The 16081-nt window shown below is 64.3% G+C and carries 13 protein-coding genes; 4 read left to right on the top strand and 9 right to left on the bottom strand.

Translation table 11 applies throughout. From position 1 onward, the window contains the following. Positions 1 to 155 precede the first annotated feature (155 nt). Positions 156 to 959, top strand: coding sequence for a phosphonoacetaldehyde hydrolase (gene phnX, locus PQQ95_RS16915; RefSeq protein WP_408438519.1), 804 nt, complete (start codon positions 156 to 158; stop codon positions 957 to 959). A gap of 223 nt (positions 960 to 1182) precedes the next feature. After that, a complete protein-coding gene (locus PQQ95_RS16910) occupies positions 1183 to 2214 on the top strand; it encodes a sensor domain-containing diguanylate cyclase (protein WP_408438518.1) in 1032 nt (343 codons plus the stop codon). 22 nt (positions 2215 to 2236) lie between these two features. On the opposite strand, the gene PQQ95_RS16905 is transcribed toward PQQ95_RS16910, so the two are convergent. The 4 genes from PQQ95_RS16905 to PQQ95_RS16890 form a co-directional block, all read right to left on the bottom strand. After that, positions 2237 to 5122 carry an Hsp70 family protein gene (locus tag PQQ95_RS16905; protein WP_408438517.1) on the bottom strand — a complete coding sequence of 962 codons (2886 nt, stop codon included), beginning with the start codon at positions 5120 to 5122 and terminating at the stop codon, positions 2237 to 2239. Next, a complete protein-coding gene (locus PQQ95_RS16900) occupies positions 5119 to 6969 on the bottom strand; it encodes an Hsp70 family protein (protein ID WP_408438516.1) in 1851 nt (616 codons plus the stop codon). The genes PQQ95_RS16905 and PQQ95_RS16900 overlap by 4 nt, the downstream gene beginning before the upstream one ends. Further along, on the bottom strand, positions 6966 to 7562 hold the full coding sequence (locus PQQ95_RS16895) for a DUF2760 domain-containing protein (protein WP_408438515.1): 597 nt from the start codon (positions 7560 to 7562) through the stop codon (positions 6966 to 6968). The genes PQQ95_RS16900 and PQQ95_RS16895 overlap by 4 nt, the downstream gene beginning before the upstream one ends. Positions 7563 to 7846: 284 nt before the next feature. Beyond that, positions 7847 to 8743: a LysR family transcriptional regulator gene (locus PQQ95_RS16890; RefSeq protein ID WP_408438514.1), complete on the bottom strand. Its 897-nt coding sequence runs from the start codon at positions 8741 to 8743 to the stop codon at positions 7847 to 7849. A 133-nt stretch (positions 8744 to 8876) separates the two neighbouring features. On the opposite strand from PQQ95_RS16890, the gene PQQ95_RS16885 reads away from it, so the two are divergent. Both PQQ95_RS16885 and PQQ95_RS16880 read left to right on the top strand, forming a co-directional pair. Continuing rightward, positions 8877 to 9536, top strand: a complete 660-nt coding sequence (locus PQQ95_RS16885) for an NADPH-dependent F420 reductase (protein WP_408438513.1) — start codon at positions 8877 to 8879, stop codon at positions 9534 to 9536. 367 nt (positions 9537 to 9903) lie between these two features. Beyond that, complete coding sequence (locus PQQ95_RS16880; protein ID WP_408438512.1) at positions 9904 to 10491, top strand: ATP phosphoribosyltransferase regulatory subunit; 588 nt, start codon at positions 9904 to 9906, stop codon at positions 10489 to 10491. Positions 10492 to 10530: 39 nt separating this feature from the next. Here PQQ95_RS16880 and PQQ95_RS16875 read toward each other — a convergent pair whose 3' ends face one another. The 5 genes from PQQ95_RS16875 to PQQ95_RS16855 all read right to left on the bottom strand — a co-directional run bounded on the left by PQQ95_RS16875 (position 10531) and on the right by PQQ95_RS16855 (position 16019). Then, positions 10531 to 10719 carry a hypothetical protein gene (locus PQQ95_RS16875; RefSeq protein WP_408438511.1) on the bottom strand — a complete coding sequence of 63 codons (189 nt, stop codon included), beginning with the start codon at positions 10717 to 10719 and terminating at the stop codon, positions 10531 to 10533. 711 nt (positions 10720 to 11430) lie between these two features. Continuing rightward, on the bottom strand, positions 11431 to 11577 hold the full coding sequence (locus PQQ95_RS16870) for a hypothetical protein (protein ID WP_408438510.1): 147 nt from the start codon (positions 11575 to 11577) through the stop codon (positions 11431 to 11433). Positions 11578 to 11738: 161 nt separating this feature from the next. Continuing rightward, on the bottom strand, positions 11739 to 12464 hold the full coding sequence (locus tag PQQ95_RS16865; protein WP_408438711.1) for an aspartate/glutamate racemase family protein: 726 nt from the start codon (positions 12462 to 12464) through the stop codon (positions 11739 to 11741). A gap of 8 nt (positions 12465 to 12472) precedes the next feature. Further along, the gene (locus PQQ95_RS16860; RefSeq protein WP_408438509.1) at positions 12473 to 13711 is read right to left on the bottom strand and encodes an S-methyl thiohydantoin desulfurase domain-containing protein; all 1239 of its coding nucleotides are present in this window, start codon (positions 13709 to 13711) and stop codon (positions 12473 to 12475) included. Continuing rightward, on the bottom strand, positions 13701 to 16019 hold the full coding sequence (locus PQQ95_RS16855; protein ID WP_408438508.1) for a sigma-54 interaction domain-containing protein: 2319 nt from the start codon (positions 16017 to 16019) through the stop codon (positions 13701 to 13703). The genes PQQ95_RS16860 and PQQ95_RS16855 overlap by 11 nt, the downstream gene beginning before the upstream one ends. Positions 16020 to 16081: the final 62 nt, after the last annotated feature.

The following is a 16081-nucleotide window of genomic DNA, read 5'->3' as shown; positions in this document are numbered from 1 at the left end:
ATCCGTGCGTCCGTGATGGATGGATCGCATGGATCAACTCTTCCAGTAAGCGGATCGCAGTCGTCAAATTGCAGTTAGCCAGGTAGTCGTAAATACAGTCATGCAAACGCGCGGCACGCCGCGCGAGCTTTACAACCTCCAGAGAATCGAAGTACATGAAACACGTCAAAGCAGTGATTTTCGACTGGGCCGGCACGGTGGTCGATTATGGTTCGTTGGCGCCGATGGGCGCGTTTGTCGAGACGTTCGAGCAGTTCGGCGTGTCGATCACGATCGACGAAGCGCGCGGCCCGATGGGCATGGCCAAGCGCCCGCACATTGCGGCGCTGATGGCCTTGCCGCGCGTGTCGCAAGCATGGGCCGACAAGTATGGCCGCACGCCGGGCGAAGCGGACATCGACGCCGTGTACGACGTCTTTGTGCCGAAGAACATCGCCGTAGCCGCGAGCTACAGTTCGGTGATTCCGGGCGTGGCGGAAGTGGCGAGCGCGCTGCGCAGCGACGACATCAGGATCGGCACGACCACCGGCTATACCCGCGAAATCATGGCCGAGATCGTGCCCGGCGCGGCGGCTCAGGGTTTTTCGCCGGATAGTATCGTGTGTACCGGCGACACGCCGGAAGGGCGTCCGTCGCCGTACATGATCTACAGGACGCTGCCGGAACTGGGCGTGTGGCGCGCCAGGGATGCGATCAAGGTCGACGACACCGAGGTCGGCATCGAGGAAGGCATCAACGGCGGCACGTGGGCGGTGGGCGTTGCCGTGAGCGGCAATGCTTTCGGCATGGCCGAGGACGACGTCAAGGCGTTGGCGCCGGATGAATTTGCATGGCGGCGCAAGGCTGCGATTCAGAAGTTGCAGGCCGCCGGCGCGCATTATGTGATTGATAGCGTGGCGGATCTGATGCCTGTGGTGCGTGATATCGATGCACGGCTGGCGCGAGGCGAGCGGCCTTAAGCTGTCGGAGCGCGGGCTTTGGTGGGCGGGGGTTCTCCCGCTGTGTTTTCGAAGGCGTACTGCTGAGAGGCAGTGCGCTTTTTTGTTGCGGGTGGGCAGCGTCACTTTGATCCAATCAATAACGACACGGAACAATTGTCTGTTGAATGAGCCCGCTTCATGTCGCTCAAGTTTCACACGCAGATGCCGTTGACACGAGCTAATCACTCCCGGGAACCCTGCCGTGCAACTCGCTTACAGTAACGATCGTCTGTCCAGCAGGATGTCGGTTGATCCATCCGCCACCGGCGAACCCGAGGTGGAGTCGCCGGTCATCGAATGGCTGTTGCATGACGATCAGGTGATGCGCGAGTGCTTCACCCACGCGGCGGAAATCCTGAAGAGCGTGACCGGCGCGGCGATCACCGCGATCACGCTGCTCGACGAGGAGTATCAGCATTACCGGGCCGAGGTCGGCATGACCATGCCGCTCGTGACCCGTGCGCGCTCGCTGGCCGACTATGCGGTGCGCGACGCGGAACTGTTCGTCATCGAGGATGCTCACGACGACGTCCGTTTCGGCGAGTGCATGCTGGTGCAGCGCCATCCTTTCGTGCGTTTTTACGCGGCGATTGCGCTGCGCGCGCCGAACGGTGAAATTGTCGGCGCGCTATGCGCGATGGACCCGGCGCCCGGCCGCCTCGATGCGTCGCAACGAAGCGTGTTTTACCACCTGCGCGCGATGATCGAAAACGATCTGAAAATGCGCACGGCCACCGCGATCGATCCGCTCACCCAGTTGTGCAACCGCCGCTTCCTGCTGGAAAGCATCGCGCGCAAGTGGAAGGATGCGCGAGAAGGCGACGTGATGGGCTCGGTGGTGGTCGACGTCGACTGGTTCAAGCAATACAACGACACCTATGGCCATCAGGCGGGCGACCATTGCTTGCGCAAAGTGGCTTCGGTGATGCAGGCGGCGGCCGACGGCGAGTGCGTCATCGCCGGGCGCATGGGGGGCGAGGAGTTCGGCCTGCTGGTGCTGCGAGCGGAGCCGGCTGCGCTTGAAGACGCGCTCGAAGCGCTGCGGCAGGGCGTCGAGGATCTGGCGATCGAACATCGCGCATCGCCGCTCGGCATGGTGACGGTGAGCGTCGGCGCCTCGTTGACGCGTATGACCGAAGGGTCACGGCTGGCGCATCGCGAGGGTTTCGCGAGCGCGGACCGGGCACTGTATCGCTCGAAACACGACGGTAGAAACCGGGTGACGATGGCCTAGCGCGATTTCCGCTGACGGCCGCTCATGACGTTGCCGTTATCAGCTTCAGCCCCGCGGGCAGCGATTCGCCGAATACGCGGCCCTCGTCGGCACCATCGAGTTCCACGGTCTCGCCGACCATCGTGATCCACGCGCGTGGCGCATTGGCCGCTTCCAATTTGCGTATCACGGTATGACGCAAATCGTCGGGCAGGTCGCGCGAGCGGTCGCCGGTCATACGGGCGATCTGCACGGCGGCGAATGCCGCGGGGTCGACCTTCTTCCAGTCGAGCGCGAGGATCGCGTTCAGCCAGTTTGCCGCGATGTCCGGCGGCACGACACCATGCGCGCTGCCATAGAACGGCCGCCGCGCCCCGATGCGGCCGACCGCCCACCAGCTCTGATGATTTTCCGCAGGCTTCTTCAAGCGCGTGAGCACCGATTCGCCGAGCTCGATCTTGCGTTCGACCGGAATACGTTCGAGCGATGCGCTCAGCCGAACCATATCCGTGAAGCCGGTTTTCGACACGTCGAACGGCAGCTTGTGACGCGATTGCGCGGCCGTTTGCAGATAGGCCATCGCGTCGAGCACGCGCAGTTGCGCGCTTTCGTCGAGGCCGCCGGCAGCGCGGCGCCAGAGTGTCCACCATTCCGACCAGACCTGGCTTTCGTTGACGTACTGAATGCCGTCGTCGAAGAGCGACCAGAGTTGCTCCACGCGCCATTCGTCGAGCGGATAGCCGAAGCCCGGCCGCACGCAATAGCCGGCCAGATTCAGCCATAAGCGTTCATGATCCGCCGAGCGCCGCCGCCGGCGCGCACGTTCCCACAGCGCACCGAACAATTCGCGCAGCAACGCGCTGTTCCACCCCTCGCGTGGTCCGAGCAGTTGTTCGAGTTGCGAGCGCAGGCGTTTGACCTCTTTCGGGTCGACGTTTTGCGCGCGCGTGCCGAAGCAGCGGTCAATGTGGTCGATTGCCTGATCGAGTGCGGGATGCCGGGTTTGCGCGGCATCCACCGGCAGGTTCACCTGGGCGTCCGCACGGCGCACCTGGAATTCGAGCAGCCAGCGCTGCGCCGGATTGTCGAGCTCGATGCAGTGCACGTCGAGCGTGCCGACTTCCGTGAGGGATGTGGCGATCTGTACCGCGGTTTCGCCACGCGCCGTGCTCGCGCCGCGCGCTTGCACGATCGTCGCGATGGGGGGCAGCCGGATGAAGTCGCCTTGCGTAAGGTCGGCCATTTCGCCGGGTCGATAAACCGTATCCGCGCTTGAAGAGGCCAGGTGAAAACGCACCGGGTGTCCGAGGCGCAGCGCGAACGTACGGTCGGCGATGAGAATCTCGTGGCCCTCTTCAGTGCCGCGCGGCAGCAGGCAGATGCCGTGTTGCGCCGGTTCGGCGTCGCGCGCGCCGTCGCCGGTTTCGTCCAGCACGAGGAAGTAGCTGCGCGCCGAGCCGCCGCCGATTTTCGGCGCCTGGCCCGTGCGGGCTAGGGCATAAGCGACCGCGCCGCGCGCCACGGCGACGTCGGGATTGTCGTTGTGCAGAACGTTGAGCGGTTCGCCGCGCCACGTCCCCAGGGTGCTGGACAGGCGTTGCGCAAGCGCCTCGGCGCGGAACACGCCGCCGTTCAGCAACAGCGTGTCGGGCACCGGTAAAGGCTCGCCTTGGGCTTCTTCGCCGATATCGGAGGGCCGCGCGGAGGAACCGGGCGCAGACCCCAGCGCCTTACGCGACTGCGCCGCGAAACGGCTCAGAAACGCCGCGATATGACGCGTGATCGCTGCGTCGGTGGCATAGGGTAGGCCGAACTCGACGATCGCGCCGCGCGGCCTGCCGGGCCGTTCGTTCGACGTCACCGCAGGAAAGAATCCGTCGACGATGATCTGCTCGACTTCCTCGCGCGCGACCTGCGCCGTGCGCGCGCCGCCGATCAGCTTCGAGCCCGCGCCGAGCAGCGTGATCGAAGCCGACTCCGGCGCGTCCGGGCCGAGCAGTTGTTCCTTCGCGCCGCGGCAACGCTCGACCAGTTGCGACAGGCTCGCCGCCGATAGACGCGTGCGTTCGTTGCCCGCCTGGGACAAACGCGCCTCGACCCGATGCGCGAGCGCGAGGTCCATGTTGTCGCCGCCGAGCATCAGATGGTTGCCCACGCCGATACGCGTGAGCGCCGGCTCGCCGTCGCGCATATTGACTTCGATCAGCGTGAGGTCGGTGGTGCCGCCGCCCACGTCGCAGATCAGCACGAGCCGCGTGTCCGACAGTTCGGTTGCAAGGCTTTCGCGATGATGAAACAGCCAGTCGTAGAACGCGGCCTGCGGCTCTTCGAGCAGCCTTAAAGTGGGCAGGCCCGCCATCCGCGCCGCTTCCACCGTCAGCGCTCGCGCGCCTTCGTCGAACGACGCGGGCACGGTTAGCACGACGTCCTGCGCTTCGAGTGGCGCGTCGGGAAAGCGTTGGTTCCAGGCCGCTCGCACGTGCGCCAGATAACTCGCGCTGGCTTCGACGGGCGAGACTTTGCGGACGTCGTCCGCTGCGCCCCACGGCAGGATCGGCGCGACCCGGTCCACCGACGCGTGCGACAGCCAGCTCTTCGCACTCGCCACCAACCGCCCGGGGACCTGACCACCGAGCACACGCGCGAGCTTGCCGATCACCACCGGCGGATTTTGCTGATTTCCGCTAGCGCCATCGGCCGCGCTGCTCGTCGCGCGCCACGGCAACTGCAGATCGCCCGCGCTCAGTTCGCCCGGCGCCGCGTGATACCGCACCGAAGGCAGCAGCGGTCGCGCGGCGACTTCGCCAAGACTCACCAACTGCTCGATCTCGAAGACGCGAATCTCCTGCGAGCCCGCCGCGGCGTACGCCAGCACCGTGTTACTGGTGCCGAGATCGATGCCGACGCTGTAACGCTTCATCTGAGTCATGCATTGGCGCTGCCGCGCACGTCGAACTCGACCTTCCAGCGTTCGTCGGTGCCGCGCGGCATGGCTTCGAGCTCAAGCGTGCCGGCTTCCGTCACGCGTGCGTGGAGCTTCACCGGTACGACTTCACCGGCGGTGCGGCCGGCGGACGGCAGCGTCGCCTGGATTTCCTCGAGTTCCTGCAATTCCTCGGGACCCCAGAAGTCGAGCAGCGTGCCGACCTGATCCTGACGACGCACCGACGAGCCGAAGAAGCGGAAGTGCACCGGCTCGCCGACCACCAGCCCGAATTCCTGCGCCGGCAATTCGGCGTCCGTACCTTCTTCCATGCCGAACGGCGCGACGCACAGCGCCTGGATTGGCGGCTCGAGACCGGGGACGGCGGGCATCGCCGATTCGATTGCGATGTAGTACGCGCGTGCGGTGCCGCCGCGAATGCGCACGCCCTGGCCCCGTCGCACATAGCCGTAATAGGCCGCGCCGCGCGCGACGGCGAGATCGAGATCCGCGCCTTCGAGCAGACGGGCCTGCGGCGCGCCTTCGGCGCCGAGCCAGCCATTGAGCGTGCCCATGATCCGCTCGACCAGCAGCGGCGACTTGAACACGCCGCCGTTGAAGAGCACGGCGGTGGGGTGCAGGAAGGTCGCGCCTTCTACCGTCGCGATGTCGCGCAGACCGTCGAGTTCGGCCAGCGCGCCCACCTGACGACCCAGGAAGGCCGCCAGATGCCGCGTGATGCCCGCGTCCTGCGCATACGGCAGGCCGAGTTGCGTCAGACCGGCACGCGCCCGGCTCACCGGACGCGCCGCGCTGTCGACCTGCGGGAAGAAGCCTTCGAGGATCGTCTGGGTCAACTCGGCGCGCGTCAGTTCGGTGCGGATCGAACCGCCGATCAGCTTCGAGCCGCGGCTCGGCACGACGAGCGGCACGGTCTCCGTCGACGGATCGCTGAGCAGCGTTTCCTTTGCCGAGCGGCAGGCATAGGTGAGGGCGCGCAGTTGCCACGCGTCGGCCTGGGTTCCTTGCGCCGCGAGTTTACGCGCGACCACGTGGGCCAGCGCGAGGTCCATGTTGTCGCCGCCGAGCAGGATGTGTTCGCCGACCGCGACGCGATGCAGTTCGAGATTGCCTTCGCGCTCGATCACGGCGATCAGCGAGAGGTCGGTCGTGCCGCCGCCCACGTCGACCACGAGAATGATGTCGCCGACCTTGACCTGCTTGCGCCATTGGCCGCCGCTCTTCTGAATCCAGCTATACAGCGCGGCTTGCGGCTCTTCGAGCAGCGTCATGCGGCCGTAACCGGCGGCTTCCGCGGCTTCGGCGGTCAACTCGCGCGCGGCCGGATCGAACGAGGCGGGAATCGTCACCGTGATGTCCTGCTGGCTGAACGGAGCGTCCGGATGCGCGTGGTCCCACGCTTCGCGCAGATGCGTCAGATAGCGCACCGAGCTTTCGAGCGGCGAGACGCGCGCGACTTCAGGCGGCGCATCGTTCGGCAGAATCGCCGCGCGACGGTCGACCCCAGGATGGCACAGCCAGCTCTTGGCGCTCGACACGAGGCGGATCGGCGTGGCCGCGCCGCGGCTGCGGGCGAATTCACCGACCGCGAATTCGCGCTGGCCAGTCCACGGCAGGTATAGGTCGCCCGAGGCGAGTTCGTCCGGATGCGGCAGGTAGAGGAACGAGGGCAGCAGATCGAGGTTGTCGATCGCGCCGGGGCCGGTGAGTTGGGCGACCGGTAGCACGCCCTGGGCGGTTTTCTCGCCGTCGCTGGCCGTGGTGTCCACGTAGGACAGCGCGCAGTGCGTGGTGCCCAGATCGATGCCGATTGAAAAGCGTGCGTCGCTCATAGCTCCACCTCGGCCGGTGCGATTACCTTGGCGTTGTGGCTGTCGGTCAGCTTCGGCAGACGGACTTCGTCGACACGCCAGCCGCGATGGCTGATGCTGCCGTTGAACGGCGCCTTGCCGACCACATTGCCGGTCAGGCGAACCGAGGTGGCGTCGAAGCCTTCGGCCAGCGTGACGCGGCTGCCTTCGGCTTCGTCGCGCACCGGACGGATCGTGAAATGCTCGCGCAGCGTCGCGCGGCAACCGTCGTGCACGAGGCGCGCGGCTGCGCCGATGTCGGCGTCGCTATAGCTCTTGATGTCTTCCTCGACGAAATCGATGAAGCGCGCGTCGCGTTGCAGCAGGCCGAGCAACTGGAGCGCGGCGTCCGGACTCGCTTCCTTCAGCGTGGGCACGGGTTGCGGGGCGGGAGCCGGCGCAGCGGCAGGTGCGGACGTGGGTACTGCGGCAGCGGGCGTGGCAGGTGCGGCGCTCGCGCCCCCCTTACGCAGACGCAGTACCCCGGCGGCGAATTCGCCATCGCCGAGGATGCTGAAAAATGTACTGACGGCAAGTGAAATCCTGCCGAGAAAAGACGGGTTCGAATCGGTCATGAATGCTCCTGAGGGGCTCTGTTAAAGGACGAGCTGTCCTGGCTGCGCCGCACGCGACGGGCCCGGCGTGCTGGGCCGTCGTCATGCGTTTTTTGCGAGGGTCGGCGGCAAGCGCTGCCGCCGAGGTCTGATTCATCCGGTCTTGCGGCGCGTTTTGCACGCGCAAAACCCGTATTTTGCCTTGTCGCGCGGCCGAAGCGGGCAAAGCCGGCAATTCTAGCGGCTAATGGGTGGAGATTGGCGGGTACCGGAGGCGGTCTTCCGGATGCGCCCGGCTGCCCATTTCACGCGGCGTGCGGCCCGAATTCCGCCACCACCTGATCGATGAACGCGCGCAGTTTCGGGGTGACGCGGCTTGCCGGAAACACCAGATGCATGGGCCGCGCGGGCGCTTCGTAGCCGTTCAGCAGGCGCACCAGCCGGCCCGCGGCGAGCTCGTCCTTCACCGCCACTTCGGGCGCGAGGATCACGCCGCCGCCATTGAGCGCCGCGGCCAGCAGCGCTTTCACGTCGTTGGCCTGAAAGCGGCCCGAGATCGGCACCTCGTGTTCACCCCCGGCATCGGCAAAACGCCATTCGGTTTCAACCGGCAGGCTCGTATAGACGAAGCTCAGACACTCGTGGTCCGCCAGCGCTTGCGGTGTTTGCGGCTCGCCGCGTTCGGCCAGGTAGCCGGGCGACGCGCAGGCGACCAGCCGGTACGGCATCAACGGCCGTGCGATCAACGACGAATCCGACAGCGAACCGAGACGGATCGCGGCTTCGTACCCTTCGTCGATCAGATCGACAAAACGGTCGGTCAGCGCCAACTCGACCCGCACCTCGGGATGGGCCTTCAGATAACGCGTGATCATCGGCGCGAGACAGCAGGTGCCGAAGGTTACCGGGGCGGTGATGCGCAACCGCCCGCGCGGCGAGGCGGATAGTTCCTGTGCGACCGACTCGGCCGCTTCCGCATCCGCGAGCAACGCCTTGCAGCGCTCGTAGAAAATCTGGCCGATCTCCGTGAGGCTCTGACGGCGCGTGGTCCGGTTGAGCAAACGCGCGCCGACGCGTTCCTCCAGCGTGCTGACATGCTTGCCCGCCATCTGCGAGGAGATGCCGAAGGCGAGCGCGGCTGCGGCAAACGAGCCGCTGTCGGCCGTTTTCACGAACACGGCCATGCTGGTCAAGCGATCCATTATTCCCCACTCATGGTTTCGACAGTCGTCAGATTATCAATGTTTATCCAGCTTAAGTTTTGAATCATAGTGTTTCTTACCGATGGGCGTGCGCCCAACGGCCAGGTCCTCAGACAAACAGGGAGTGTGAAACATGAAGATAGGCATTCTTGGCGCCGGTTTTCTCGGCCGCGCAATGGCGACGGTCGCGAAGAACCATGGTCACGAAGTGATGATCAGCAATTCCCGTGATCCACGGACCTTGATCAGTGCGGCCGCGGCGCTTGGCTGTGCGCTCGGCACGGCTGAAGAGGCGGCGAAGTTCGGCGACGTGGTGGTAGTGACCGTGCCGTTCAGCAGCATTGACGCGCTGCCGGTTGCGGCGCTCGACGGCAAGATCGTGATCGACACCTGCAACTACTATCCCCACCGCGACGGCCAGATCGAGGCGCTCGACAGTCGCGCGACGACCACCAGTCAGATGCTGGCTGCCGCATTGCCAGGCGCGAAAGTGGTCAAGGCCTTCAACGCGATTCTGGCGAAGGACCTCGAAACGGACGGCAAGCCAGCCGACGCGCCAAACCGCCGGGCACTGCCGTTCGCCGGCGATGACGAGCAGGCCAAACACGTCGTGAGTGGGCTTCTCGATCAGTTCGGCTTCGATGCAGTTGACGCCGGAGCGCTCGCGGACAGTTGGCGTTTTGAGCGAGCGAAGCCGGTCTATTGCATTGCGCTGGATCGCGCGGGCATCGCCGAAGGATTGGCGGCAGCGCAGCGGGACGTCGAGTTACCGCATGGGTCGTGGCGGCATTGAGTGGGGCGTGTCGGCGATTGCGCGAAGATGCAGTCGCCGCAAGCTTGCAACGACGAAACTGGCACCCCCGACACGTCAATTGAATGCTGCTGCAGCAACGTATTCCCAAAATTAAATCTATGTGCGACCATGCCCTGCATGGAATCCCGTAGCGTACTGTTCAATTTTCACCACCATCACGGCCGCATGCTGTTGCGCCGTGGTTCGTTACGTCCATAGCAGGGAATTGGGACTTCACTGATCCCGTTTCATGCACCAACGACCAAGGCGCCCAGGGCGCCTTTTTTATTTTTTACGCACAAGAGACCAGACATGACCATGATCCGTGGAACCCGTTTTATCGTCGGAACCGAAGCCGCACAGATTCGTGCACTCGAAAACCGCTTCCGGAGCTACCTTCATTGAGGCCGGGGCAGAGGAGGCGATCGTTCCTGCGCTGTGGGGACAAGATACCTTCATCCAGAAAGCCGGTGGCAGCGAGGTCATCGGGCAGATGTGGGCTTTCCCGGACAAGAAGGGCAGACCCTGCTGTCTGATCCCGGAAGCGACGGCGCTATTCCAGGAGCGCCGCAAGGAGTTGCTGGGACGGCAGACAGAGCGCATGTTGTTCTACGTCGCGCGATGCTATCGATATGAACGGCCGCAGGCGGGCCGTTACCGCGAATTCTCTCAACTCGGTTTCGAATATCTTTGCCCGGACCCTGAATGGGCCAACCTGCGCAGCCAGGAGATCGTGGCGGGTTTTCTTGATTCACTCGGACTGCGTTACGAACTCGACAGCAGGGCCAGACGCGGTCTTAGCTACTACCTGAATGGCATGGGCTTCGAGATGCGCTGCGCCGAACTCGGAGCGCAGCAGCAGATCGTCGGCGGCGGTGCGTATCGGGAAGGCGCGGGTTTTGGCATCGGCGCAGAACGGTTACTGCTTGCGATGGTGGCTCAAGGGGTAGCGTAGCAGGCACGTTCAAGGCGCGATCAGGATCGCTGGGTTGACCTATCCGTGCAGTTCCCCCACAAGGCGGGAAAGGCGGGCAATACGGTGGCGATACATCGGCGCTTGCGGAGAGTTTTTCAGATGTTCGACGCGATCGCGCCAATATGTCGGCGGAAAAGGTTTTTGCTGCGCGCAGGCGATGACCCGTTCGAGATGAATGAGCTCGCTTTCGAAAAGCTGGTGATGCATTCTTCGATTCCCCCGGAGATGGCCAGTCTGGTCCGTTCGCGATGCCATTAACTATCTGACACCGCTCAGGGCTTCTAAAGCAGATTCTCGTCCGCGGCGAAGTGGATCTCCGCGTTGATACCATGCAAAAAGACCGCTTACCTGGCTATCCAGAACAATCCGTTGGGGTGGCCGGGTGTGCGAGTGCCGCAGACTGCTCTGCGGAGAATCGATGAATTTGCCGCGATGGGTGCAGGCAAATCAGGAAAGGACTAGCCGCCGCTGCTTGTCCCCGGAAAGGGAGGCAACGACGGCCGAACCTCGCAGTGGTCCGCCTGATACATAGCCACGCGGATTCCACCTTGTCGACGTTACGCATTGCAACGATCTTCTCTATGGAAGTATTCGGTCGCTACGTGTCGACATACAACAGTTACAGCTACAACAACAGCACAGCCCTCTCTCAATCTTTCACCGGCGATTCAGCATCGCCAGCGTCGACCTGCACGTCGGACATGGTTCGGATCACTAATCGGGGGGACGTGATGATTCATCGTTGATCCCCCGATCAGCAGCGTCGGCTATCCAGAAACAAACAGGACATCGCCGGACGTCGGTACGTCGAACACAATGCAGCGCGCGGTCTTTTTTTGGTCCCTCAGGTTCCCCAGTCTGTCGGGCAGGTTTATTGCACGTTCTGGGCGCTGCTACCGTCTGGGTGGGTTGTTTTTATCAGGCGGTGGCAGACATCGTCTCAATATAAGCAATCGTCATGCCATGCGGCGAAGCCGCATGCCTGCGGGAATAGGGGAATATTTCAGCCGAGGCGTTGGACATTCCCGTCCACGTGTCTGGCTGGAAATGGACGATTTCGTCCATTTGGCTATTCCGGGTGCGTGGACGGACCATTTCGTCCGCATGGCGACGGAATCGGCAAGAAGGCGGGAGCGTGTTGGGGCAGGGCAGATTAAAGCGAGAACATCCGGCGCGGCAATCACATGCCGCGCCGGATGGATAGACAAACCGGGAGAAGCCGCCGGTTACGACTGGAGGCTGACCTTGCTGTAGGTCAGCCGGCTCGGGCGCACCTGCATACGCACCAGCGAGACGAGGAAGCTGAACCCGGCCTGATTCGGATCGATCACGGGAACATAAGCGCCCAGTTCGTCGGTAAGCAGCGCGGAGACGCGGCTCGCGACGTCCACGAAACCTGTACACCCGAGCAGAATGGCCTGCGCGCCGTCGTCCTTGATCGCCTTCAGGGCCGCTTCGAAGGTGCGAACGACCACCACGTCGATGTTGTCGAGCTGCGCGACAGGGCAATCGATCGCGCGGATCGAAGCAAACGTGTCCTGGATGCCATAGGTCTGCGGATGACCGCGCTGCATCGCGAGCGTACTTTGCAGGATCGTGACGATCGAGAACCGCTGGCTGAGCGCGAGCGCCGTGAAGGCCGACGCGGGAAATCCGCCGATGATCGGAATATCGATCACCTCGCGCGCGGCTTCAACGCCGCACATATCGAAGTCGGTCAGCCAGATGCCGTCGAAACCGTCGTTTGCGATGGACTGCGCGAGTTCGACCACCGGCATGCCGTTCTGCAGCCAGTTCGTGCGATTCTCGATATCGGGATGCCCCTGCGTGATGTTGCGAATCTCGACCTGTACATCCGGCGGCACGACCGGCGCAACCGCCTTCAGGATGCGGTCGTTGTATTGCGACGTGGCGACCGGCACAAGCACACAGATGCGCAGCGGTGAATGCAAAGGGGCGTTCAAGATGCGTCTCCCTTGTGTGCGGACTGGCGTGCTGACTGGAGCGACTGGTGTGATTCCAGCGGCACATACGGCCCGAGATAACCGAGCGAGTTCAGCAACTGCATGAAGCTGTCGAGAATCAGGCCCGGTTTGCGCAGTTCGGCTTCGGCGCGCCAGGCAATCAACGTCACGGGGCGCTTGCCGATTGCCGGATTCAGCGAACCGTCGTCCTGCACGAGGTCACCGTTGGTGAAGATCGATTGGCCTTCACCGCCGACGAAATACGCGACGCTGTCCGGCGCCAGCACGATCGGCTGCGGACACTCGCTGTCCCACGCGAGCAGCGACTCGTTCTGGTAGATCACCGTGTAGGTGCGCTGTCCGGCCTGAATGCCAATCTTGCCGACGTCGAAGCCGCCGCTCGTGTCGACTTTGGCCGAAACCAGTTCGCCGGGCGCCGAGATGGCCCGCGCGGCGAGCCCGCAATGTTCGGCGAGATAGCCGATCATCTGCTGGACGCTGCCGATCTGCCCGGCCTGCACGGCGCGCCCGAGGTCCAGCGCGCGCTTTAACGTACCGCGGATGGGTGTCGCGCGGCCGATGTCGGACGGCGTCATCACCCACATCGCGAGGCCGCCGAACTGGCCGAACTCGGGATCGGCGACGACCGGACGCATCATCTGCTCGACAATCGCCGACACGTCGCGTTGATGGGTCGGGCCGCCCTGGTTGCTATCGCGCGGCGTTACGTCGAGTTCGACGCACAAGCCGCCCTGGCTCACGATGAACGCCGGGCGCGGATCGATCTCGGCGGCCGCGAAGGTGAGCATTGGCAGCGAGGGGACGGCGCGACCGGCCCCGTCAGCGTCGATGACCGCGAGGCCGAGCTTCGCCGCCACGAGCGCCGCCACCGTGAAGCCCAGCGCGCCGCTTTCCGGCGGCATCACGTAGGCGAGCTTCGTGGATTGCGAAGCGAGCCGGGCCTGGACGTTCTGCACGGCCGTTACTGGTCCTAGCGGATAGATCGCTGAGTTGATCGCTTCAGGGGCGCCCAGATAGGCGACCATGACAGCCGCGCCTTCGGTGGCTTCTTCGACGGACACAACCTTGATCGTGTCTGTCGGGTAGTAATCGCCGAGGACAAAATGCGCGGCCAGATGCCGTGCGGATTCGATAGTGCCGCCGCCACCACTGCCAAAGAACGCTGCACCCAGTAGCAGCGGTTCCAGATCTTCCTTACGTAATTCATAGGCCATTTGTTATTCCTTTCGTATAGACGTCGATAGAAACTTCGCGCTGAAGTTCGGCGAGCAAACTCATGGCGCTGGTGACACGCGTGGTTGAATCAGTCGTCAGCGAACGCAAGCCTCGTTCGAGGATGTCGATTGCTTCGGCGATACGGCCGGTGGCGCGCAGCAGATCGGCGAGGTAACGCGCGGCGTCCACGCGCGCCGGCACCGAACCGAACGCGAGCGCAGTGGACAGCGCGGTACGCAGACCCAGTTCTGCCGCGTTCACCTCGCCGAGTGCCCACTGCGCACGCGCCCGGGTGACCAGGAGTTCGCCGAGGTAGACACGTTCCTGACGGGCGAGGGTCTCGTCGATCGCGGCAGCGAGAATCGCCTCACAGGTCTTCGCGCGGCCGGCGCGCAGCAGCAGCTCGCCGTGCTGCCACGCCATGAAGGAATAGAACAGCGCACCGCCATTGCAAACGACGTGATTATCGTAGCCGTCGAGCATGACAGTTTCCGCTTCATCGGAATGACTGAGCGCGCTGAGATGGCATGCGCGAAGGATCTGCCCGACGCCGCGGTAGAACGCGAAGCCGTTCGCGATCGAGACGGATTCGAGTTCGCTCGCGAGGTCTCCCAGCCGGTCCATGTCTTCGAACAGGCAGGCGAGCCAGGCGGCGCCCTGCAGGTTGACGGCATGAGCGAACGCGTGCGCGCCGGGTTCGGACGCGCGCAGGATCAACATCTCCATGGCGCGTCGCGCCTGGCCGAATGCGCCGATCTGGTAGGCCGCGAGTCCTTCGAAAGTCAATGCGAGACTGGCGAGATCGATCCCTTGCGAACCCGTACGGGTGTCGTCGCGCGCCACGCCGAGCAGGTTGCCGCGCGCGAGGCAGGCCAAGGCTTCTTCGCTGTCGCCGAGCCAGAAGAGGGTGTTGGTCATCGCGACGTGCGCTTCGTCGAGCGAAACCCGGTCGCCGCCGTTCTGCGCGCGCTCCAGCATGTTCTGCGCGGTGGCACGCGCCTGCTTGAGTTGCAGCGTCGTCAGCTGCGTGGTCCAGACGCCGAACTGGATCGCGGCGATTTCGGCGGGCGTACAGACGCCTTCGCCGACGGCCAGCGCGGCGGCGTAGCAGGCGGTGGCCTCCGCGTACAGCCAACCATGCACGCTACGCAGGCTCATGCCGAGCAGCCGGTAGGCGTCGAATTGAAGACGGCGCGCGGCCTCCTGTTCGTGCGGTGTCTGCAGCAGATCGAGGCAGCGTCGCAACGGCGGAATGGCTTCGGCGAACTTCGATTCCTCGATCAGCGCGCTCGCCTGTTCGAGACACTTGCGCGCTTCCCGGTGATGTTCCTCGCGTGATTTCAGACGCCGCTCGATGGTCTTGCGGCCCACGCCGAGCAGGGTGGCCGCCGCACTCTTGTTGCCGGCGGTCCGTTCGAGCGCGCGGTCGATCAGGAGATCTTCGGCGGCGGCGAGTTTGTCGCGTCCTTCGAGTTGCAACAGCATGTCGGCCAGGCTCGCGCGCGACACCGGTCCGCCGGTTTCGTTGGCGAGAAACGGTTCGAGCGCGTCGGTGTCGATCAGCGTGTTTTCGGCGAGCACGCTCAACTGGCTGATCAGATTGCGCAATTGCCGGATGTGGCCTGGCCACGCATGCTGGGCAAGTCGGCGGACAGCGGCTGGCGAAAACTCCAGACGACGCGCGTGCTGCGCAGCGAAGTGGCTGACCAGGGCGGGAATGTCCTCGACGCGCTGCTCGAGTCCGGGCACGGCAAGCACGAAAACCGCGAGCCGGTAGAAGAGGTCTTCGCGGAATAGCCCTTCGCGCGCGAGTTCGCGCAGGTCGCGGTGAGTCGAGGCCACCACCCGTCCCGCGAAGTGCAGACTGGTGGACGAACCGATCGGACGGAACGTGCGCGTTTCGAGCACGCGCAGCAGTTTGGGTTGCAACGCGAGCGGCAGTTCGCCGATTTCATCGAGCAGCAACGTGCCCTTGCCGACCTGCTGGAAAAGCCCCTGGCGGTTTTCGCCCGCGCCGGTGAACGCGCCTTTGACGTGCCCGAACAATTCGGCTTCGACGAGGTTCTCTGGAATCGCGCCGCAGTTGACGTCGACGAACGGTTGATCCTGGCGCAGGCTGTGCGCGTGCACGCGGCGCGCGACCAGTTCCTTGCCCGAACCGGTCGGCCCGAAAATGAGCAGCGGATGGTCGGTGGGGGCGACCCGATCGATCATCCGGACCAGTTGGCGAAACGCTGGCGCGCCGCCCACGAAGGCACCGGCATCAGCGTTGTTGCGGGTGAACGGAACGTCGGGGGTGTAACTCATTACCAAATACGCTCCACATGATCCGCGCGTGGCGCTACGCGGAAATTGCCGTCGAAAAGACG

Source organism: Paraburkholderia caffeinilytica (assembly GCF_046030355.1).
In the GTDB taxonomy this organism is placed as follows: domain Bacteria; phylum Pseudomonadota; class Gammaproteobacteria; order Burkholderiales; family Burkholderiaceae; genus Paraburkholderia; species Paraburkholderia caffeinilytica_B.
This window is presented reverse-complemented; position numbering and strand designations above follow the sequence as displayed.

Bases quoted from the DNA above. Each gene is read 5' to 3' on its own strand.
- PQQ95_RS16890 (WP_408438514.1), bottom strand. From the start codon at position 8,743: ATGGATCGCTTGACCAGCATGGCCGTGTTCGTGAAAACGGCCGACAGC.
- PQQ95_RS16900 (WP_408438516.1), bottom strand. From the start codon at position 6,969: ATGAGCGACGCACGCTTTTCAATCGGCATCGATCTGGGCACCACGCAC.
- PQQ95_RS16860 (WP_408438509.1), bottom strand. From the start codon at position 13,711: ATGGCCTATGAATTACGTAAGGAAGATCTGGAACCGCTGCTACTGGGT.
- PQQ95_RS16875 (WP_408438511.1), bottom strand. From the start codon at position 10,719: ATGCATCACCAGCTTTTCGAAAGCGAGCTCATTCATCTCGAACGGGTC.
- PQQ95_RS16870 (WP_408438510.1), bottom strand. From the start codon at position 11,577: ATGGACGAAATCGTCCATTTCCAGCCAGACACGTGGACGGGAATGTCC.
- PQQ95_RS16905 (WP_408438517.1), bottom strand. From the start codon at position 5,122: ATGACTCAGATGAAGCGTTACAGCGTCGGCATCGATCTCGGCACCAGT.
- PQQ95_RS16895 (WP_408438515.1), bottom strand. From the start codon at position 7,562: ATGACCGATTCGAACCCGTCTTTTCTCGGCAGGATTTCACTTGCCGTC.
- PQQ95_RS16855 (WP_408438508.1), bottom strand. From the start codon at position 16,019: ATGAGTTACACCCCCGACGTTCCGTTCACCCGCAACAACGCTGATGCC.
- phnX (WP_408438519.1), top strand. From the start codon at position 156: ATGAAACACGTCAAAGCAGTGATTTTCGACTGGGCCGGCACGGTGGTC.
- PQQ95_RS16885 (WP_408438513.1), top strand. From the start codon at position 8,877: ATGAAGATAGGCATTCTTGGCGCCGGTTTTCTCGGCCGCGCAATGGCG.